The organism is Mesorhizobium sp. B2-3-11 (genome assembly GCF_006442215.1).
Lineage (GTDB): Bacteria > Pseudomonadota > Alphaproteobacteria > Rhizobiales > Rhizobiaceae > Mesorhizobium > Mesorhizobium salmacidum.
This window is the reverse complement of sequence record NZ_VFVS01000009.1, coordinates 199,521-220,332: the sequence shown is the minus strand read 5'-3', so window position 1 is coordinate 220,332 and position 20,812 is coordinate 199,521. Positions and strand designations below refer to the sequence as shown.

Here is a 20,812-nt window from a genome sequence, read left to right as displayed (position 1 = left end):
CACCCATCCCCGCCCGAGAATGACCGCAACCAACTCCGGCGCGACGATCGCTACGACCACACTGGCCGGCAGGACCAGCAGAGCGCAACCCGCGACCGCGCTGCGATAGGCACGAGCAAGCCGCGCCGGCTGCTCCTGGACCAGAGCCATGGTCGGGAACAGCACTCGATCGAGAACCTGGCCGACGATGACCGCCGGCGTCGTCATCAGCTGTGACGACAGGCCGTACAGGCCAAGCGCATCTGCCCCGAGCCAGCGGCCCACGACAAGCCTGTCCGCCTGGGTGGCGAGGTAATTGCATATCCGGGCAATGGTGAAACCGCTTCCGAAATAAAGCAACTCGACGGTGGCGCGGCGTTCCAGCAAAGGTAGCATCGGATGCGGCTGGCCGGCGAGCAGCACGACCATGCGGATGAATTGCTGGATCAGGAGCGCGCCGACAAGGGCCCAGATACCGAAGCCGAGCCAAGCCAGTATTGGACCGGCAACGACGTAGCCAGCGGCGAAGGCGCAGGCGTCGACGAGCGCCAGCCAGCGGAACCGCAGCGCGCGCTGCGCTGCGGCCAATGCCACCATGGAAGCGCCTTGGAAAAGGAACACAAAGCAGATGGCACGAACGATCGGAGCAAGATCGGAGAGCCGAAGCAGACCGCCAATTGCCGGTGCCATCGCCCATACCAGGGCGGACACAACAAGGCCGAGGAGGCACGACAAGGTGAACCCTACCCGAAGATGTCGTTCTTCCAGGACCGGGCGCTGGACGATTGCGGGGCTAATGCCAAGTCCCTGGAAGATCGCCGAAAACTTGATGACGATCAGCGCTGCGGAGTAAAGGCCGAACTCATTGGGCGAGAGCAATCGGGCCAGGACGAGAAGTGCGACAAGCTCGGCGACCGCGAGGGCGCCCATTGACAGGGCCGTCCAGAACATGCCCACGACACTCTGTTTTGCCAGCCCCCGCCGATTGTTGCTCACATCTCTCTCCACTCGTCGGCCGGTTCAAAAAGGCGACCACTGCGTCCTACTGGATCCGCCGAGCCGCAGGCGATTCTCGGCAATGCGCCCGCGATCATCGGCGCCATGGTCATTTTCGTCATTGCCGGGATGACGGCGTAAGGGTCATCCGTGCCCTTCGACACTCAGCTTCACCGCACCTATTTTGCAGTTGCGTGATCGCATGAGGTCATCAAGGGCGCTCGGCAGCGGTCTCGCTTGCCCGCCCAGCGCGCCTTCCCTATTGAAGGAGCGGAGGGATTTCGTAGCGATAGAACTCCATCTCGTCCCGGATCTCCGGTATGATCGCCGTCAAATCCTTCTTTTCGAGGCGGAGCCACTTCTGCTGGCGGCCGGGATCGATCATCTCCTTGGCCTTGTGGACGATATCGTCAGTACAGTTCAGCCCGCAATGCTCATAGATTCGCCGCAAGACCAACTCGGGGTCCTGTATCAAATCCTCGTAGCGAAAAGACAGAACGCGGCCATTGCCCAGCTTGGCGAGGTCTTCGCGAGCCTTTCGATTGCCGCGCGCCCACTGGCGCGCGATCACCGTCAGTTTCTCGTTCTCCTTTAAATCCCGATCTATCCCGTTGTATCGTGGCCCATAGATCGATGTGTATTTCTTCCCCAGCAGCCTTTTTGTGACCACCTGCTTCAGAACGTCCCTTGCATAATAGTGAATCTGTGACACGGGCGTCATCTTCAGGAGACGTATTAGACCTTTTAAAGATTTAGCTCGCTGCCATTTAAGTTCCATCGAGCTTATGTAAGAAAAAGGATTTCTCGTTATATAGAGAAATATCGCGTCTGGAAATATTTTGTGAACAAACGGCACCCGCAGGACATTGGCAGGCGTATTTTCCATGATCTGTCTGTCGCCGTGTTGCGACTGATATTCAAGGAATCTGCCGCGAATGTAGCGAGCGACCCTATCAGTAGCGTCGGTTTCGACGAATTCGTCATGACGCCGCGCCGGATCGGCGTATAGCCACACTGTTTTCGGCTCGTACCAGGTGACGATGTCGGGGTGCAGCCCGATTAATTTTTGTGCGATTGTGGTTCCAGACCGATAGTTGCCGATCAGGAAAATCGGAGGTTTCAGCTCTGTTGCTGTCATGAGAGGTCTCCGTCTCTAAAGGTTAGCCAGGATCGCGCCGACCGGCGTGAAAAGCTCTGCCGCGCCGCTACTGTTCTCTGAACGCACGCATGATCTGGTCCCTCAAAGGTCCGCCCGATCATGGCCCAACGAACCCACGATCGTTGCGGAGTGAGGCCGCAGCCTGAAGCGAAGCCGTGACCGAGGAAGCGGGCATGTGTTCTTGCTATTGACCGATAAGGCTTGGCTGAAGCGCCGGGCCTTTCGCATTCGGGATCGCCGTTGTTCCGGAAGTGTCCGGGGCGTAGAACCCTTTGTTGGCCACAATCGAGACTTCAATGACGTCGCCAGCTCTGACTTCCGTGTTTTCATCCGCGACGATGTCGTGGGCGGCTTTCTGGTCGCGCCTGAAGATCGAAATCTTCACGGAGCCTTGCAAGTCGTCGAAGGTCCTCTGTTCGCCATATGTAAATATAAAGAGAAGCTTGTCGGCGACATACCTTATTTGACTTTGAATTTTCCCCAACTCGACCTGCGTGTCTTGGGTCTGCGAGATCAAGTCCATTTCATAACTCTGCTTCTTTTTTCGCAGCTCGCTTTCAGCGGTCAGCATCGCCTGCTGCGCCTGCTCCTGCTGCAGCTCGGTCTGCGAAAGTTCGGCGCGATAGCTGGTATGTGCTCGTTCGGCCGTCATGACATTCGAATTGGTGACCAGGCCTTTTTCCCGCAATGACCGGGCAGACTGCAGTTCCTCGAGTTGAATGTCCGCGGTCTTTTCCCGTTCCTTTCGAGTGGCAGCGACCATATCCGCTTCCTTCCTGGCCCGCTCCAACGAGACATCAAGGTAGGAAATGTCGTCCCGATATGCGGCAAGGCGGGCGTCCAACTGCGCTTGTTCGGATGCTACGATGTCGTCAATCAAGTGGACGCCAAACTCGACTGGCGGATCCGGCGGGGCAACGAAGGATTTGTCCTGTCGGCTTTCCGCCTGGAGCCGGGCAAGCCGAACCTTCAGACGGTATTCCTCGATCGCCAGACCTGCGCGCGCACTGCGTAGATCCGCTATTTGCAGGGCCGGCTCCGTGTTTCCCGCGGTCGTAGCCCGAAAGCCGCCTGCTATGGCGAGTGCATGGCGAACCGTAATGCCGGGTTGAAACGGGTACGATCCTGGATGAGCAACCGTCCCGGAAATAAAGAATGGCCGGTACTGGCCGATCTCCACTTTCACGTAGGGCTCGAGGATGAGCTTCTGCTGCTGGAATGCACGCTGAATGGCCTGCGAAAGGGCAACGCTGCTGAGGCCGCGGGCTTGGACATCACCCAACATGGGAAGTGATATCGAGCCCCGATCATCGACCACGACTTCCAGAGGATAGGCTGTCTCGCCAATCACGGATACTCGCAGGACGTCGCCGGTGTCGAATGTGTAGCCATCGGCATGGGAAGCGTCTGCCGCGAGCAGAACCACGGCAATGGCGAGGCCACCAATCATTGCGAGCATGCGGCCGGCCACGGGTCCGGATCTTGGAAATAGCCATCGGCACCAATCCTGCAGAGAAGGCTTGGATGGAAATTGCTGGTTGGCACGCAAACGCATCGTCGTACTCCCGTTGTCATGCTGCCGTCAGGACCAGTCGACATTCATCGGCGGAACGTCACGGCAGGTATTCGTTGTCGAGAATTAAGCCTTGGAAATCTGGGCTCCGTCGAAGGAGCAAAAGGGATCAAAATCCGTGCAGTCCTACGGTCTGCTTGGCGAGGCCATCGCGAATTCGCGGGTCATTCGGCCTTGCGGCTGAGAGAGCCGACTCAAGAACGGACTGATAAATCGACTCGACCCTGTCGCACATGGCATCCATCCCCCATGACGAAAGGTCGGTGAATTTCGCGCTGGCAGCCAGTTGAGCGCGATAGCGCTCATTTTGCAGAAGGTCGGCGATCGCCGCCGCTGCGGCGCCAACATCTTCTGCTGGCGTCACAATTCCGTTCACGCCATGCTTCACCACTTCTTCCACGCCCGGCAGGTGCGAGACCACGCTGGCTCGACCACCCGCCAGATACTGCATTACGACCCGAGGCAGTCCTTCTCGCATGGACGTCAGAACACATACATCGGCCAGGCTGATTAGTCGTTCAGGCTCGCAATGGTAGCCGATCATGCGAACGTTGTTGGCGAACGGGGATCGTTCAATCGCCGCTTCAACAGCGGACCGAGTCGGCCCTTCACCGGCTAGGATCAGTCGCACGTTTGGGATTCGGTCGACGACTTGCCCAAATGCTTCAATGAACTCTACATGGCGTTTTCTCGGTTCCAGTGCGGCCAGCATAAGGATTACCGGCGGCTTAGGCTCTCCGGCGGCCGTTCCCAGGAGCAGATGCGGCTCCTGCGGCCATTGCGCGTTCGCGAAGCGTGTCAGATCGAAACCGGAATGGACGACGTGGTGCTGATCGGGACTGCCCAAATGATTGGCGATGCAAATGTCGCGCATGGCCTGGCTGACGTCGATGAAAGCGCGCGTGACTTTCGCGGCCAGGCGTTCGGCAGCCAGGAACATGAGCCTCTGCGCGTTGCCCACATGCACGAAAGGTAAAATGTGCACGCCATGTACAATGCAACGGACATTGGCTTCCTTGGCGGCAAGGCGACCGACGATCCCGGCTTTGCTTTGATGTGTGTGCACGATGTCAGGTTGCCAATCGCGTATAAGGCGAGTGAGTTGCCCGAATGCGGAAATGTCACGGGATGGCGAAATCGAGTTGATCAGTTTTTCCAGTGTCACCACCCTGATGGCTCCGGCGACCGACGCCCGTAATCCAGGATCGTATTCTTGGCCGTGAACCAAAAGCACTTCGTGGCCATGCCGCGCCTGAGCGAGACAACAGGCCAATGTGTTCTCTTCGGAGCCTGCCCGAAGCAGTCTGGTGAGCACATGAACAATCTTCATTGCTTATACCTCAGGGAACATGAATCCGGGGAGACGCATCCGGGTGAGCGAGCGCCTGGAGGCGGAGCGTTGAGGGCTCCTCGGCGGCTTCCCTGGCACGGCCTGGATCGGCTGTTGCTTGGCGCGATCGTGGCAAGCTGGCCAGCGCGTCTGCTGTGGTGAATGCCGGCGTTAAGTCGCCAGCTGTTCTCAGAAGGACAACCAGATATGCCTGAACAGTTCCTGGCCGACCGCCTCTATGCCGGCGCTCGCGTCAATGGTTCGGATGTTCTTGTCCCTGTCTCGCAACTCCGCCATCAGCGATAGCCTCGCATCGAACGCTTCTTTCCTGATCTCTCCCGGCTTGCGCTGCTCGGAGACGGCAAAATCTGAAACGAGATGCAAAGTGAGTTGTGGCTGGCATTCTGCCATCTTTTGATAGAGCCTTTGCTCGAGGCGGGCGAGAACCGACAGGCCGGGGACGGAGAAGAGGTGCGGTGGGACGGTTGGCCCGTCCAGATATCCGCTACACAGCGCCTGCGGCCACCTGTCACAAATGACGATCAGGCCGCGCGTAGCCCATCGATGCGCACGTTTCACGACAGCGTATCGCTCTAACGCGATCAAGACTGCCCAGAATGCCAGCGCGGCAGCGGCGAGTCCTCCCTTCGACCAATTTCGGCTGAAGGAATTGTTGCCGTCGTGCTGGGCCAACGACTTTAGGCGGCGTCTGTAGGGAAAAACCAGAGTCTGCAACGCCTTGCGGAGCCACCACCCATTGCCGTCTCCGATTCCGACATATGCTTGCGCACACCCGAATTTCCATCGAAATATCCGTGTCAGCCGATCAGCTTGAGTGCTCTTTCCCATGCCATCAGGGCCGACGAGCGCCACTACAAAGCCGCCAGCCGCAGGCCGCCTCTTTGGTGGGAATGTGCCGGGCATCAGGCGCTGAAGGGACCTCAACGCCAGATATGAGGTCTTGCGGGCCAGATGAACGCCGGCATCGGCGATCCCGTAACCTCCTGTAAAACCGCAGGCTTCACGGATTGAACGCCGGAGTCTGGCAAGATCTCTGCGGTTTACCATCAAACCGTCTGCGCTTTGCAGAAACCTGCAGCTCGCCAGTCTGCCGCCGCCAAGCGTGTATTCCGCGACACCCAAGCCTTGCTGGCCTGACGGAAGTGGCGGGCGTGCAAATTGCTCCCTCCAACCACCACCGACGGTGATCCACTGTCGCCAAGGCAATGCCCAGGTCCGGAAGGCGAAGCGGGCAATGGTTATTCGAATCTCGTCCTCGGGTGAGACGACTGGAATCGACACCCCATCCACACAAATCGACTCCCATCGTGTAATCGCCGCATAGTCGAATACCGGATATCGCTTGCGAAATTCCCAGCCGACACGGATCCCGATATGCATGTCGAGGTGGAGATAGCGGCCATTTGGAAAGTCAGGCAGGAACCAGTCCTCCCGGCCGGCACAGACATTGTCGTAGCAAGACAGGCTCACGCTGCGACAGCCGTGCAGCTTGCTCACGATCGAGCAGAAGACCGGGTAGTCGTGCTTGTCCAGAAGGAGATCCAGGTCATCGCGGCCCGCAAGTCCGCTTTGCAGGGATGCGAGATCCTGAATTATTCCGTACTTCAGGCCGCTCTCATTGAATGCTCGAAACAGTTCGATAGCGATCGGGAGGGCCGGGACTGTTTCGAGGGGCAGCAAGGAGGCGCTTGCGTCGGTTTGGGAAACACCGGGATCTGCTTTGTTGATCGACGAGCTCGCCGCAACCACCCTGGCTGGCGCTGGAACATTCACCCCCGGCGTCAACGCTTCGACCAGCATGCTTGCCTTGCCTTTTGGAACCCAGCGACGATATTGTTGCGGCTGCAGGCCGTCCCGAGGCTCTCCGGGATCCGTCGGACGGTAGCTTCCGGGTTTGGATTTACGTGAAGGTTGCAAGGGGTTTCCCCTGGTTGATCGCGTCGAGCGTCATTCGCTCATCGTCGCCGGTCATCGTATCGGCGAGGTATATCCAACCTATTGGCGCTGATTTCGTTGACACGCAGCACCCAATGTTTTCAACGCCGGCCTGCAGCCTTGGATGTTACCTTGCAAGCTGCCGCATCGAGGGTGAATTGGGTGCCAACTCATCCTTCCTTTGCCGGGTGGTTTCGGCATCTTCCGACAAAAAGACATTATACGAAAATTAACGTATAGAATTCAGGATATAACCGAAAGTTTATCTCGGTCGATCGTGATCGGAATCGAGCGGTTCATTATATCAAGAAGAATTTTGACTGCTCCAGCACTTCCAACATGATCAAGAACGCCAAGCTGTTCCGAAAACGGTCCATCTATGATTCGGATTCTTTGACCTGGCCTCAATAAGATATCGGGGTGCAAAATTCCGTCGTCGTCTGTTGCGGCTATCAAGGACTCGATCACGCCGTATGGCGCGGGGACCGGCATTCCTTTGCTCATGACAAGTCTTCGCACGCCGACGGTTGAGTTGATCGGGTACCAACTCTGCTGAGCAGCCAGCGAGACGAACAGATAGCAGTCGAAATACGCACTGGCGACGGTTCTGACGATGCGAGCGTGGCGAACGGTTCGCCTTCGCTTGGGCAGGTATGTTCGGAAGGTTTGTGATAGCAGGTGCCGCTCCGCCAAGCTCTCGGAATGTTGGTGCGTCTGGACAACGTACCAACGCGCAAGGTCCCCGCCGTAAGTCTTTCCAACCGGCTCCGGGCAGCGATCATGGTATAATTCAGCGTGCTGCATGGCGAAACATTTCTCTAGTTGAGATAGTAACTGTCCGAGACACTACTTTCGAGGGACGTGTATCGGCCATATTTTGGCAGCTTTGGTTCGTCCACCATTGTCAGGGCGATGCCGGCAATCTTCGACCGACCGCCAAGGTGTCGAATTCCTTCTGCAACGGCCTCGCGCGCGGTTTCGCGCCACTTCACGACAAAGAGGACCTTGTCGACATACCGCGCCAGGATCGTGGCGTCGGCCGCAGCTCCAACAGGAGGTGCGTCAACGATCACCGTATCGAACTTTCCGCGAAGCTCTTCGAGAACCGAGCGCATCCGTGCCGAAGCAAGAAGGGCAGGCGGGTTCCGGGTCCTTGCGCCCGCGGGGAGCAGGGATATCCCCGAGCGTTCGTCCAGATGAATTGCGTTTGCTGCCTTTACCGGCAACGTCAGAAGGTCGACCAGCCCGACCTTGTCTGCCATGCCGAAGAAGGCCGTGGTGGCCGAAAGCCGCAAGTCCGCATCGACGACCAGAACCCGTTCGCCGTCGGCCGCTGCGGAGCAGGCCAAGCTCAATACCAGGGTTGTCTTTCCTTCGCCGGGCATCGCCGATGTCACCAGCATAAGGCGCGGCAAGCGGGCCTGTTCGGGCGTCGCATCAATGCCCAGGCGGAGCCGCCGCACGGCCTCGCTAAACCTAGATAGCGGTCTGCGCTCGAGATAAGCCACAGGTTGGGCTTGGGACTGGGCGTCTCTCGACCAGCCCGCCATCCGTGGGATGGATGCAAGAACCGGAACGGACAGCTCTTCCTCTATCTGCTTCTTTGCCAAGAAGCCGGAAGCGAAAAGTTCACGAAGAACGGCGCCTGCGCCCCCGACGAAGAAGCCGAGCACAAGTCCCAACGCCGCGAATAGAGGCCTGTTCGGAAAGCTTGGCGAAGCAGGAATAACCGCATCGGTTATCACGCGCACGCCGCTGTTCAGCAGGGTAGACTTCTCCTCGGTGAGCTTGGCGCGTGAAAGGAATGTCTCAAACAGCTCCTTGTTCGCGGCGGCAATCCTTTCTAGGTCGCGCAACTGCACGCCAACCTGACCTTCGACTTCGGATCGGTTGGATACCGAATTCAAGGCTCGGCTGAGAGAAGCTTCCCGGGCCTCGGCAGCGTCCACTTCATTCTTCAGATTGCCGATGAGACGCTGGACTTCGGCGGTAATCTGCCCCTCGATGTCGCGGCGCTCGGCTTGCGCCGCCAGGACATCCGGATGCCGATCGCCATATTTCAATTTAAGGTCGGCTTCCCGCCGTGTCACTCCAGAGATCTGGGCCCGAAGCGCGCTGATAACCACGGACTGCAAGACGTCCGGCATCGACTGGATGTCGCCTCCGCTAGTCAGCAATTTGTCAACTTGTTGATATTGTGCCCGTTTCTCCGACAATTCGGCGCGTGCGGTGATTAATGCGACATTCAATTCAGACAGCTGCTGATCAGTCAAACTGCCTGCTGGTGTCGCCAATAGATTGTGATCGATCCGAAACTTCTGGACAGCTTGTTCCGAAAGGCTCAGTTCCGCTCGCAGAGATGCAGCCCGCTCACTGAGCCATGTGGACGCTTTCCTGGCCCCTTCGTAACGGGACCTTACTCGATCAGCGAGGTAGGCCTGGGAGATTGCGTTCGCCAGCGATGCTGCTTTCCCCGGGTCGTAGGCGGTCACCGAGATCTCAATAACATCCGCCAATCCGACACGCGAAACCCCAAGGGCGCCCTGTAGCCATATTAATGCCCCCGGCCCGATCTTCGGGTCTTCCGTCAGTTTTTCGCTGTCGACGACCTTCTGAAGGAGCGAGGCGGATCTCAGAACTGCAATCTGACTTTCGATAAATGTCGAATTGTCGGCAAAATCAGAATTGGAATAATCCTGCGGGGTCATATAGTCGACCGGGGAATCGAGTAAGACTTGTGCGACGCCCGTGTAGGATGGTGGAAGGAGATAAGCGGCGGCGACAAATAGGGCGAAGGTGATTACAGCAATGCTGCACACCAGCTTCCAGCGGCGGAGAAAGAAATCAAGAATCTCCCGCACGTCGAGCGGCAGTAATTCTCTGGTCATGGTCGGACTGTCAATTGAACTTGCCATTGCCGAATCCTTAGCGATCAACAGAACAACGCCCACCCTTCAGCGTCGGCTGAATGTGCTTCACTTCAAAATTGTTTGGGCAGTTGCCTGTTAGGCGCGATGAGACTGCTGACAGGGTTTGCACCCCGCCACCGGCATGTACAAATCGCTTCCGCCCACCAACGATCGCGTCGCCGGTCAGCCGAAAACATAACAGCTTCGCGCACACCGCCGCCATTACCATTATTGAGTAGTAATTCGGCTAAAGGTCGATCTGGTCTACCCGATGAGCCTTTCAGACCTTAGGACGTTCGCAGGGACATCTATCGCTCGTCCGGGTGCTCTATGACGCGGCCACCGAGCCGGCGCGCGCGGGACGGCCTACGCTCCCACACGACGAAGAGGCCGGCCGGCCCCGTTTGTTTCGAGGTTGATATGGACACTTACAGCGACATTGTTCCGGGACTTGTAGATTGGGCGGTCAACAGACCGTTAGCCATTCTGATGCTGTCCGCAACCTGGCCGTTGATGCTTCTTCTAAACAAGGGCCGGTTGCTGGGCTATGGTGCCCTTGCCTTTTTTATTGGAGTTGGGGCCTTGATCGTGTTCGGCATCGAAAGCCCCGCAGGAGCAGCCATTGTCGTGCTCGCCTACAGTTTGCTGGTTTCAGTTGCCCTGATTTCCACCAGCAGGCGACTTGCCGAAATCGAAAATCGCCTTGCATCGGCCATATCGGTACTCGATGACCTGGAAGTTGCCGAGGAAAGACGCCAGACCTACAAGGCCAAGCACCCCTCGACCTCGCGGCTTCGCCGGAAACCGGCAGCTAGAACAATGGAGCCGGTCGTTGCGGGGGGCATGACAGAGGGTCTCGAAAGTGGGACGCAGGTGATCCCTGGGCCTCCTTGGCAAGAGTTCCAACCGCTAGATCCGCCAGTGGGATCGGCGGTTTCGGCATTAACTCCACCAACAGGATCCGACGTTCTTTCAGAAGAAAGACGTCGAACAAGACTGGTGTCAAGTTGAGTAGGTCTGCCTTGGATAGTTTCAGCCAAGTGAAGTGACCGCCAGCTAGCGCTGATGCTCCGGCTGCGCGCAGTCCAAAGGAAAAGGTCAACTGCGGGCGACAGGGTTGCTGCTGGCGGACCCACGGGCTACTTGCAGAAGTCGATCCGGTAGAGATCATAAGAGCCGGCTTCGGCGGAGATGCACGGCAGCTGGTTCGTCACAAATCCTTGCCGATGGACCGCACCGCTGCCGAGCGGAATAAAGGTGCCGCGGCCAAAACAATGAAAATCGTGACCCCCGACTGGCCCAGTGCGCCCGACGCTCTTGGCTTTCAGCGCTGTACCGGCATGAGTGGCCCCAGCAGGCATTGCGGCTCTTTATGACCTTTGCTGCATGCCGATATCCTCCGAAGGTGGTAAGATAGTGCCCAACGGTGGTAGGTTGCGCCTCCATTCGGATGAAACTATAAATGGAACTTTATATGTAGCTGGTAGTTTGGACCTGAGGGACGATCACGGCTGGGGTAATCACACAAAATGAGCTTATCAAAGCAGGCTCTTGGATTGGCGAGGGAGCCTACCCTTGCTGAACCAATTTCAGAAATGGGAATCTCTGTACTGCCTGGCGCTGTCCGGCGCCTTTATCCGGCGAACACGACGATTGCACGGGAGTATCAGGCTAGATCCTTTATCCTAGTTATGACCGCGGGGTGGGCCGCATTCGCCAAAACGCTGCGGAATGGCTCTCGTCTCATCGTCGATTTTGCGCTCCCTCACGAAATTGCCTTCATCGAGTTCTGCGGAGACGGGAGCGAGACGGTAACGGCTCTCTCGGACGTGACCGCGATCGAATTGACGGGTCCGGTCCATACATGTTTTTCGCGCTATCCGCCGTCCATTTGCGAGGCCATCATGCTGGCTGAGGCACGGCGGTACTCAAGGGTTACCGAACATCTGGCGGGAGTCAGTAGAAGAGGACCTATTGAACGCACGGCTCACCTTCTCCTCGAACTGGGCTGCCGCGCACATAGATCGGTCACAGGTTATCCGCAGCGCTTTGAATGCCCGCTGACCCAGGCCCAGCTGGCCGACGCGTTGGGGCTGTCTGCTGTGCATGTAAGTCGCGTGTTGAAGGATTTGCGAGAAAACGGATTGGTTTCGTTCCGCAATGGTGTGGTCGAGTTGCATGACCACGCGGGACTTATCAAAATAGCCGGATTTGATCGGTCTTACATTTCGAGTTGATGGCGCAAAACCGGTCTCAACTGCGCACCGACCTCGCCGAGGCTCAACGACCGAGCCGTAGGCGATGCAGAGCCGTAAAGGAAATGGCCGGTGCGGAGGGGCAGCCTTCCGGGGACGTGAAGACCGCACCGGCCACTGCGGCGGGCTTAACGCTACGCACCCGTACTGGTCAATCTAACGCATACTTGCAACCAGGCAATTACGCCAATCGGTGGTGTCCAGGTCAGGGAAATACAGACGGGATCGTACGCCCTCCGTCTTGGCGAGACTCTTTTCTAGAGCGATTTGTGGTGCCCGATACTTCGGTCGATGGCACATTTCCTATCGGGAGGCGTGCGCTATCAGTGCCCCCGTCTGACGATATGGTTGCGGAAGCTCCGGCTCGGTTGTCGGTCGCTGTCCCTGGCTAGGGGCGCCGCAGATCGTCGACGCCTCGGCCGTGAACCCTTCCTGCCACCGCCATACGCAGGTCGTCGACTTGGGCGTAGCCGTCATGCTGCCGCGATCGCCTCAAACCAGGCCTGTCGTCGGAGGCCACAACATCGATCATGATACCCCTGCGCATTCCAACCGTCGCATACACAGCGAACACGCCTCCGTCTCAATCGGTCAGCTAGGCGCGTCTAGTTCTTTTGCGTTGTGACCTCATCCAAGTAGTCGAATGGACTGGACGCCATACCGGGCCGTAGCATTCTTTTTGGCTGCGGGGGTTGAGAGGTCGTATGACCATACCGTTACAAATCAGAGAGTTGTTGGAAATCGAGGCGTACCGGCGAACCATCAAGACGCTCGACCACGCCTATGACGTCGACCTGGCAAATGCTTGCACGCCTGTGGAGCGGGAAAAGGCTCAGTACCGACATTATTGGGAAACATTACTATACTATGAACAGATTGCAGAGATAAAAACGCGGCGGCTCGTCCGGAAGGCGGAGCGTCTCAATCTGTCGATCGGCCCCCCGGACGGCGACAGCCCAATGTGGAGGAAATCGTCTCAGCTAAACAGCTGGATACTTACGGCGGTGGGCTGTTCTGAAGTACAAAAAATAATCCGCAAAGAATACAAAGATCGACGAGCGCGAGACACCACCTGGGCTGGCGTAATCATCGGCCCACTCACCCGGCTGGCATCTGTTTGGCTGGTCGAGCGCGGGTAGCCGTACAGCAGCCAACGCACGCTCCCAGTCATGATCGCCGATAAGGCGGCGGACATGACCTACTGGATCGCGCCGACAATGTTCTGGCGACGTGCGGCTGCCTGCATTGGAGGGGCATCCCATGACCTCGTCAGTCCATCAAAATTTCGGGTTGGTTGTCCGCCAAGCTTCATACTCGTCGTTCGCACTTGGGTGCAGCGGATAATAGCGTTGTAACGACCCGCCCTCCATGAGCTTCATGCGCGAGAATTCCTCCCAGTCGTGATGCTTTTGGGATTCCTCGATCACCTTTGCGGCCATTGCGACGGGCAGCACGACCACCCCGTCATCATCGGCGACGATGATGTCGCCGGGGATCACCGTGACACCGCCGCAGGCAATCGGAACGTTGACGGCGTTGGGATAGATGCTGGTTTGCACATGGTAGTTGGGCGTCCAGCCGCGCAGCCATAGCGCCAGATCGAGCTTTTCGACATTGGGCCGGTCGCGCATGCACCCGTCGATCACGATACCCGCGCCGCCTCTGCCCTTGAAATACGTCGACATCATATCGCCGAAGACGCCCGAGCTCATGTCGCCGCGCGCGTCGACCACGACCACATCCCCCGCCTGTGCGTGGTAGAGCACGTGCCGGTGCAGTTGCGTCTCCGGATCGGCATATTCTCCCTCGGTGAAGAGGTCCGGTCGCTGCGGCATGAACTGCAGCGTCAGCGCCGGCCCGACGATCGACTTGCCGTGGTTCTGCGCCACCGGGCCGACCATGTGCGGATTGCGGAAGCCCATATGGCCAAGCGTGCCGGCAACCGTCGCGGCGCCGATCTCCCTTAGCGCGTCGATCAGATCCTTGGGCGGCCGCGTGATGTCGGAAGTATGCGTCATTGTGGACTCCGATTGAAAGGGAACTACCAGTTCGTGACAGAACCATCGCGGCGCTTGAGGTGGGGCGCTTCCCAGAAACGGAAGCTCTGCGCCTGGACCGCCTCTTCGTTGACCTCGACGCCGAGCCCCGGCAGATCGCTGACGGGATAATCGGGGCCGTCGAGCCGTGGTTGCACCGGGAAGAATTCGGAATTGTCGAAGCCAAGCTTTGCTTCGGGCGCCCTGGTCTCGAGCCACGAAAAGTTGGGTACCGCGGCGGCCAAATGCACGGTCGCGGCCGTGCAGACTGGACCAAGCGGATTGTGTGGCATCAGGTCCACATAATGCGCCTCGCTCCAGCCGGCGACTTTCATCGCTTCGGTGAACCCGCCGACATTGCAGATATCGAGCCGGTTGAACTGGTGGATACCGCGCTCGATGTAGGGCAGGAACTGCCACTTGCTCGCAAATTCCTCGCCGATGGCAAAGGGGATGTCGGTCATGGTGCGCAGGGACTCGTAGGTCTCCGGCGTCTCGTCGCGTATCGGCTCCTCGAGGAAATCGAGCACGCCGCGGTCGAGCTTGTTGCAGAAGCTCGCTGCCTCCGCCACCGACAGCCGGTGGTGATAGTCGATGCCGAGGACGACATCGTCGCCCAGCGCCCGGCGCGCCTTGTTCAGCATGCTCGCGGTAGCGCCGATCGACTGGCGTGGCTCGAAGATGTCCCTGCTGTTTTGCCCGGCGGGAAAGAAGCGGATGGCCTGCCAGCCCTGCGCACATAGCTCGCGGGCCCGCTCGATGGCAATGTCGCCCTCGGCCTCGTCTCCGGTCGAGGCGAAGGTGGGGATCCGGTCACGCTGTTTCCCGCCCAGCAACTCGTAGACCGGCACCCCCAGCGCCTTGCCCTTTATGTCGTGAAGGGCGATGTCGATGGCGGATATCGCCGCCTGCAGAACCCGCCCGCCTTCGAAATACTGGCTGCGATAAACCTCTTGCCAGATGCGCCCGATCTGCATGGGGTCGCGGCCGACCAGGAACTCGCGATAGTGCTCGACCGCGCCGGCCACGGCCTTCTCGCGTCCGCTCAGGCCGCTCTCGCCCCAGCCGAATATGCCTTGGTCGGTCTCGACCTTGACCAGCATCTGGTTGCGCGTTCCCACCCATGCCGGATAAGGCTTGATCGCGGTGATCTTAAGCTTCGTAGTCATCCACGCCCACGTTCCACACGCATCCGCCTGCTCAGCTGGCCTCGAGGGCCATTTCAGTTTCGCCGTCGAACAGATGCATCCGCTCCTGGTCGAACTCGAGCCAGATCCGCTCGTCGGGCGCGACGGCAATGTTCGGCGGCACGCTGACGTTGACGACGGCGCCGGACAGGAACGCCTGCACGAAGGTGACGTCTCCGGTTGGTTCCACTGTGTAGACCTTGGCCGGGATGCTGCCTGGCACCGCACTCTTGTGCAGCTTGATCGTGGAGTGACGTGCGCCGAGCACGATTTTCCGGGTTGTCGCCCGCGCGACCTTCTGAACGTTGCGCGGCGAGAGCCCGAGGCTCCAGCCGTCCGCGCTGGTCAACACGGTACCGCCCGGTGCCGTCGATGCCTCCAGCGGAATAAGGCTCATCGCCGGGCTGCCGATGAAGCTGGCGACGAACATGTTCACCGGATGGGCAAAGACCTGCGCCGGTGAATCGTATTGCTGCAGGAAGCCGCCGTTCATCACCGCCATCTTGTCGGCCATCGTCACGGCTTCGAGCTGGTCGTGCGTCACATAGATGATCGTCGCCTTGAGGTCCTGATGAAAGCGCTTGATCTCCGACCGCATCTGTACGCGCAGTTTGGCGTCGAGGTTGGAGAGCGGCTCATCCATGAGAAACACGGCGGGGTCGCGCACAAGGGCGCGGCCCAAGGCCACGCGCTGCTGCTGGCCGCCCGAAAGTTCACGCGGTTTGCGCTCGAGCAGGTGCGTCATGTCGAGCACGCGCGCCGCTTCCTTGACCTTCTTGTCGATCTCGTCCTTGGGCAGTCTGCGCATCTGCAGCGGGAAGGCGAGATTCATATAGACCGACTTTTGCGGATAGAGCGCGTAGTTCTGGAACACCATTGCGATGTCCCTGTCCTTGGGGTCGAGATCGTTGACCACCCGTTCCCCGATGACGATGTCGCCCGATGTGATCGGGGTCAGCCCCGCGATGAGATTGAGCGTGGTTGTCTTGCCGCAGCCTGAAGGGCCGACGAGCGCAACGAACTCGCCGTCATTGACCGTCAGCGAAACGTCGTTGACGGCCTTGAAGTTGCCGTAGGTCTTGACGAGATCTTTGAGGACCACGTGGGCCATCGGCAACTCCCTAATGCTTGACCGCGCCTTCTGTCAGGGCGCGTACGAAGTATCGTTGCAGGACGAGGAACAGCACCACGACGGGCACGCTCATCATGAAGCTCGCCGCCATCAGGCCCGGAAAGTCCGTCGTGTTTTCCGAGAAGAAGCGCTGGATGCCGACCGGCAGCGTCAACTGGTCGTTCTTGGAGAGGAAGGTGTAGGCGTAGATGTACTCGTTCCACGCGCCGATGAAGGAATAGATCGCGGTGGCGATGATCCCCGATGTCGAGAGCGGCATCACGATCATGATGAAGGCCTGGAGCCGCGTTGCCCCGTCGATGCGCGCCGCCTGCTCGAGCTGCACCGGGATATTGTCGTAGAAACCCTTGAGCAGCCAGATCGCCAGGGGGAGGCCGAAGGTGAGGTAGGTCAGGATCAGCGAGCCATGCGTGTTCACCAGCCCGATCGCGCGCATCAGGATGAAGAGCGGCACGAGAAAGATCACTGCCGGGAACATGTTGCGCAGCAGCACGGCGAAGAACAGGAAGTTCCGGCCCGGGAAAGTGAAGCGCGAAAACGCATAGGCCGCGGGAACAGCCACGATCACCGAAAGGATTGTCGTGACGGTCGACACGAACAGGCTGTTCCAGAAGAAGCGCAGGAAGTCCTGGCCGACACTGTTCTGCGGATCGAGCAGCTTCTGGTAGCTGGCAAGCGTGGGCTCGTCCGGCCACCATTGCGGCGGGAATTGCGTCGCCGCGAAGCCCGACTTGATCGAGGTGATCAGCATCCAGATCATCGGCAGCGCTGTGTAAAGCAGCATGAACAGAAGGAAGATGCGCCCGGCCCACCGCCATCCGTCGACGCGCATGCGGCGATGGGTCTGGCCTCGAGAGGCTGTCTCGGCGATCGTGCTCATGCGCCACCCTCTTTCCGCTCATTGCCGCTCAGCGCACGGATGTAGAAGTAGCCCAGCATCATCAGGATGAGGAACAGGAGCACCGAATAGGCCGATGCCACGCCCCAGCGTTGCCGGCCGAAGGCGAGCTCGTAAATATGGGTTATCCAGATATGCGATGCGTTCGATGGTCCACCCGCGGTCATGATCCAGGGGATGATGAAGGAATTGAAGTTGGCCACCGCAAGCAGCAGGATCGTCACCACCGAGACGTTGCGCAAGTGCGGGAAGGTGACGTGCCAGAAACGCTGCCATGCATTGGCCCCGTCGACTTTCGCGGCGCGCAACAACTGGTCGGGTACAGTCTGCAGGCCGGCCATCATCATGATCATGGCAAATGGAAACTCGCGCCAGATATTGACGACGATCAGGGCGGGGAGCACCGTGCTGACGTTGTCGATGAAATTCGGCGGCCGGTCGGTCAATCCAAGGCCCACCAGCACCGCGCCGATGATGCCGAAATCCGAATGGTAGATCCACTTCCAGATATAGGAGGCGGCGACCGCGCTGATCACCCAGGGAATGATCAGGATGGCACGCAGGATGCCACGGCCGACAAAGTCGCGGTGCAGCGCCAGCGCCGTGGCAAACCCCAGGACAAAGGAGATGAAAGTCGACCCGAATGTCCAGATCAGAGTGTTCCAGGTGACTTTCCAGAACACCTCACTGGTGAGGATGGTGGTGTAGTTGTCGAAGCCGATGAAGGTCTTGTCGCGGAGCTGCAGGCCGGGCGGCGTCTTATAGAACGACAGCTCGATCGTGTAGTAGATCGGATAGGCGATGACGACGAGCATCACGGCGATCGCGGGGAGCACGTATGCGTAGTCGGCGCGATGCTCCCAGATGTTCCGCAACGCGCCGGACCTGCCGGGTTGCGATTTTCGGCGAGCCTCGGCCTTGCCGGTCACGATCGTCACTGTGGCGTGCCCTTGTTCTTCGGGATGGACCGGCTGCACTCTCGGTGCAGCCGGCCAGATCGGAGGTCAGGTCCGGACTAGAGTCCGCCCATCAGGTCTTTCACCTTCTTGGCCGCGTCGTCCGCTGCCTGGTCGACGGTCATCGCTCCGGTCAGGGCATTCTGCAGCATGTCCGGGACGATGATGTTCATGATCTCGGGCGACTCCGGCAGCGCCGGGAACGGGATGCCATACGGCAGCATCGAGGTCGTGACATCGAGGAACTTGATGTGGTCCAGACGTTCCTTCATCCATTTGGTCTTGAAGCCGTTGAGGTTGCCCGGGTTCGAGCCGGCATAGGCCATCTTCAGCGACCATTCCGGGCTCGTCCACATGCAGATGATCGCCTTCGCGGCCGGCTCGTCCACCTTGCCGCCCTCTACGTATTCGGGCTTCAGGATGTGAATGTTCGAGCCGCCGAACACGACGGCGCGCTTGCCGTCGGGGCCGGTCGGGATCAGGCCGTAGCGCATATTGTCGATGACGGTCTGCGCCTTCTGCTTGTCGGTGCCCGTTGCCTTTGCCTGCAGATCGAGCATGACGTTGTAGTCGGATGGGTGCGAGATCATCATGCCCAACTGGCCGGCGACGAACAGAGGCTGGTTGTCGGCCTGCTGGTTGGTAAGTGCCGAGACCGGAACCGACTTGTCGCGGACATACATGTCGTATGAGGCTTGCAGCGCCGCCTTGCTCTGCGGGCTGTCGAGCTCCACCTCCTTGTAAGTCGGGTTCGCGGTGGCTTCGTCGAAGACGCCGCCACCATAGGCCCACAGCTGCGGCATGAAGCGATAGGGCGTATTGCCGGCATTCTTGCGAGCCACGAGGCCGTAGCCGGCAATGCCGAGCTTGTCATGGATCTGCTTGGAATATTTGACGACATCGTCCCATGTTGCCGGAGCCTTGTCCGGATCGAGACCCGCGCGCTTGAAGATGTCGGCGTTCCAGATGAACGCCATCGTCTCGTTGTTCGTCGGTATGCCGTAGGTCACCCCATCCCAGGTCACGGCCTTCATGGCGCCCGGCCAGAAATCCTCGGTCGAATAGCCGACATCCTCTGGTTTGAGCGGCTGCAGATAGCCCTTCGAGGCGAATTCGGTGCCACCCAGGATTTGCAGGCGCACCGCCATCGGCGCGGCATTGCCCAGGAGCGCGGTGCGGAATTTGTCGAGAAGGTCGTTATAGGTGAGGGCCTGTTCCTCGAGCTTGATGTTCGGATAGGTCTTGCGGAAAGTCTCGAAGAAATCCTTGTAGTACTGGCGCAGCAGGTCGGGATCGCCCTCGAACACGCCCTGATACCAGAAAGTCAGTCGCCCCTTGTAATCCAGCGGCGTGACCTTGGCGCAATCGCCGGCCGTGTCGAAATCCTGTGTTCCCGCGATGGAGCGCACATATTCAGGCGACCATTTGCTCAGGTCGACCGGTGGCGCACCCAGCGCTGAGCTGGACATAAGTGATGCCGTCAAAATACCGGCGACAGTGCCGCGCAGGACCGCACTGCCGAGCATGATTCTCGTCATAGGTATCCTCCCTGGTTCTCCGCCCTGCGATCGCGAGGATGGTTCTTTCAGTACGGTGTATCCTCTCGACCGCTTAGTACGTTTTCAGAACATGGATTGCCTGTCAACGCACAGGATCGTACATTGTTTATGGGAACCGTGCGTGATATCGGACAGACTGTGTATCAATCTGGGGAGCCGGCCCTTGGCCGAAACAGACGATTTCAAAGCAAAGCCACCTCCGGGGATCGATGCCATCGGAGCCTCCAGCGAGGGCGCCTCCCTTTACGAACTAATAAGGGAAGACATCATCGAGGGACGGCTCGCCGCCAACGAACGGCTTGTCGTCACCGATCTCGCGCGCCGCCACGGCACTTCGACCAACCCCGTGCGCGAGGCCCTGCAACTGTTGCGGGGCGAGGGGTTCGTCATCTTTTCTCCCAATCGCGGCGCGCGTGTAAGGCCCATTGATCAGGACTTTGTCCGCGACATCTACGAGATCGGTGTTCTGATCGAACCAGCCTTGACGCGATGGTTTGTGGGCATGGCCACCGGCGAGGACATCGCCGAACTGGAACGTATCCAAGGCCTGATTGAAGAGAACAACTTTGCCGACACATTCAGGCACAGTGAGCTGGATACCGCCTTTCACACCGTGATGTACCAGCGGCACTATAACCGCCATGCCGCCGAGCTCTGGTGGAAGCATCGCGAAGTGCTGCGAGCGGTGAGCCGACGCTTCAATTTCACGCTCGCGCGGCGTGCCGCGATCATTCGCGAGCACCGCGAACTCATTGCGCTCATCAAGGCGGGAGAGGCAGACAGGGCAGCCGAACTCATCTCCCGTCATGTCGAGGGTTCCGGCCGGCATGTTCTCGAACACATGCGTGCGCGCAACGCCGCTCGGGCCGGATAGGACGAGGGTCAGG

General features: G+C 59.1%; 17 protein-coding genes. 4 read left to right on the top strand and 13 right to left on the bottom strand.

Annotation, left to right across the window (positions count from 1 at the left end; all coding sequences use genetic code 11):
- The 7 genes from FJ960_RS15130 to FJ960_RS15100 all read right to left on the bottom strand — a co-directional run.
- A partial coding sequence (locus FJ960_RS15130; protein ID WP_246672831.1) for an oligosaccharide flippase family protein occupies window positions 1-909 on the bottom strand: 909 nt, incomplete at its 3' end.
- A gap of 325 nt (window positions 910-1,234) precedes the next feature.
- Window positions 1,235-2,113: a sulfotransferase gene (locus tag FJ960_RS15125; protein ID WP_140714976.1), complete on the bottom strand. Its 879-nt coding sequence runs from the start codon at window positions 2,111-2,113 to the stop codon at window positions 1,235-1,237.
- A gap of 205 nt (window positions 2,114-2,318) precedes the next feature.
- Window positions 2,319-3,689, bottom strand: a complete 1,371-nt coding sequence (locus FJ960_RS15120; protein WP_246672826.1) for a polysaccharide biosynthesis/export family protein — start codon at window positions 3,687-3,689, stop codon at window positions 2,319-2,321.
- Between the two features lie 127 nt (window positions 3,690-3,816).
- Entirely contained in the window at window positions 3,817-5,037 is a 1,221-nt protein-coding gene (locus FJ960_RS15115) for a glycosyltransferase (protein ID WP_140714974.1), read from the bottom strand.
- A 189-nt stretch (window positions 5,038-5,226) separates the two neighbouring features.
- Window positions 5,227-6,858, bottom strand: coding sequence for a hypothetical protein (locus FJ960_RS15110; protein WP_140714972.1), 1,632 nt, complete (start codon window positions 6,856-6,858; stop codon window positions 5,227-5,229).
- Window positions 6,859-7,236: 378 nt separating this feature from the next.
- Complete coding sequence (locus FJ960_RS15105) at window positions 7,237-7,797, bottom strand: transcription termination/antitermination NusG family protein (RefSeq protein ID WP_140714970.1); 561 nt, start codon at window positions 7,795-7,797, stop codon at window positions 7,237-7,239.
- Between the two features lie 14 nt (window positions 7,798-7,811).
- Window positions 7,812-9,908 (bottom strand): polysaccharide biosynthesis tyrosine autokinase, encoded by a 2,097-nt coding sequence (locus FJ960_RS15100; protein ID WP_140714968.1) that lies wholly within the window; start codon window positions 9,906-9,908, stop codon window positions 7,812-7,814.
- A gap of 414 nt (window positions 9,909-10,322) precedes the next feature.
- On the opposite strand from FJ960_RS15100, the gene FJ960_RS15095 reads away from it, so the two are divergent.
- The 3 genes from FJ960_RS15095 to FJ960_RS15085 all read left to right on the top strand — a co-directional run bounded on the left by FJ960_RS15095 (window position 10,323) and on the right by FJ960_RS15085 (window position 13,296).
- Entirely contained in the window at window positions 10,323-10,913 is a 591-nt protein-coding gene (locus FJ960_RS15095) for a hypothetical protein (protein ID WP_140714966.1), read from the top strand.
- Window positions 10,914-11,431: 518 nt separating this feature from the next.
- Entirely contained in the window at window positions 11,432-12,139 is a 708-nt protein-coding gene (locus FJ960_RS15090) for a Crp/Fnr family transcriptional regulator (protein ID WP_140505864.1), read from the top strand.
- Between the two features lie 722 nt (window positions 12,140-12,861).
- Window positions 12,862-13,296 carry a hypothetical protein gene (locus FJ960_RS15085; protein WP_140505863.1) on the top strand — a complete coding sequence of 145 codons (435 nt, stop codon included), beginning with the start codon at window positions 12,862-12,864 and terminating at the stop codon, window positions 13,294-13,296.
- Window positions 13,297-13,434: 138 nt separating this feature from the next.
- On the opposite strand, the gene FJ960_RS15080 is transcribed toward FJ960_RS15085, so the two are convergent.
- The 6 genes from FJ960_RS15080 to FJ960_RS15055 all read right to left on the bottom strand — a co-directional run bounded on the left by FJ960_RS15080 (window position 13,435) and on the right by FJ960_RS15055 (window position 19,904).
- Complete coding sequence (locus FJ960_RS15080) at window positions 13,435-14,175, bottom strand: ribonuclease activity regulator RraA (RefSeq protein WP_140714965.1); 741 nt, start codon at window positions 14,173-14,175, stop codon at window positions 13,435-13,437.
- A 23-nt stretch (window positions 14,176-14,198) separates the two neighbouring features.
- On the bottom strand, window positions 14,199-15,362 hold the full coding sequence (locus FJ960_RS15075) for a mandelate racemase/muconate lactonizing enzyme family protein (protein WP_140714963.1): 1,164 nt from the start codon (window positions 15,360-15,362) through the stop codon (window positions 14,199-14,201).
- Window positions 15,363-15,393: 31 nt separating this feature from the next.
- Entirely contained in the window at window positions 15,394-16,491 is a 1,098-nt protein-coding gene (locus tag FJ960_RS15070) for an ABC transporter ATP-binding protein (protein ID WP_140714961.1), read from the bottom strand.
- Window positions 16,492-16,501: 10 nt separating this feature from the next.
- Window positions 16,502-17,392: a carbohydrate ABC transporter permease gene (locus FJ960_RS15065; protein ID WP_140714959.1), complete on the bottom strand. Its 891-nt coding sequence runs from the start codon at window positions 17,390-17,392 to the stop codon at window positions 16,502-16,504.
- Window positions 17,389-18,348, bottom strand: coding sequence for a sugar ABC transporter permease (locus FJ960_RS15060; RefSeq protein WP_140714957.1), 960 nt, complete (start codon window positions 18,346-18,348; stop codon window positions 17,389-17,391). Before FJ960_RS15060 ends, FJ960_RS15065 begins: the two co-directional genes overlap by 4 nt.
- Before the next feature lie 77 nt (window positions 18,349-18,425).
- Window positions 18,426-19,904: a sugar ABC transporter substrate-binding protein gene (locus tag FJ960_RS15055; RefSeq protein WP_140505853.1), complete on the bottom strand. Its 1,479-nt coding sequence runs from the start codon at window positions 19,902-19,904 to the stop codon at window positions 18,426-18,428.
- 184 nt (window positions 19,905-20,088) lie between these two features.
- On the opposite strand from FJ960_RS15055, the gene FJ960_RS15050 reads away from it, so the two are divergent.
- Window positions 20,089-20,799 carry a GntR family transcriptional regulator gene (locus FJ960_RS15050; protein ID WP_140714955.1) on the top strand — a complete coding sequence of 237 codons (711 nt, stop codon included), beginning with the start codon at window positions 20,089-20,091 and terminating at the stop codon, window positions 20,797-20,799.
- Window positions 20,800-20,812: the final 13 nt, after the last annotated feature.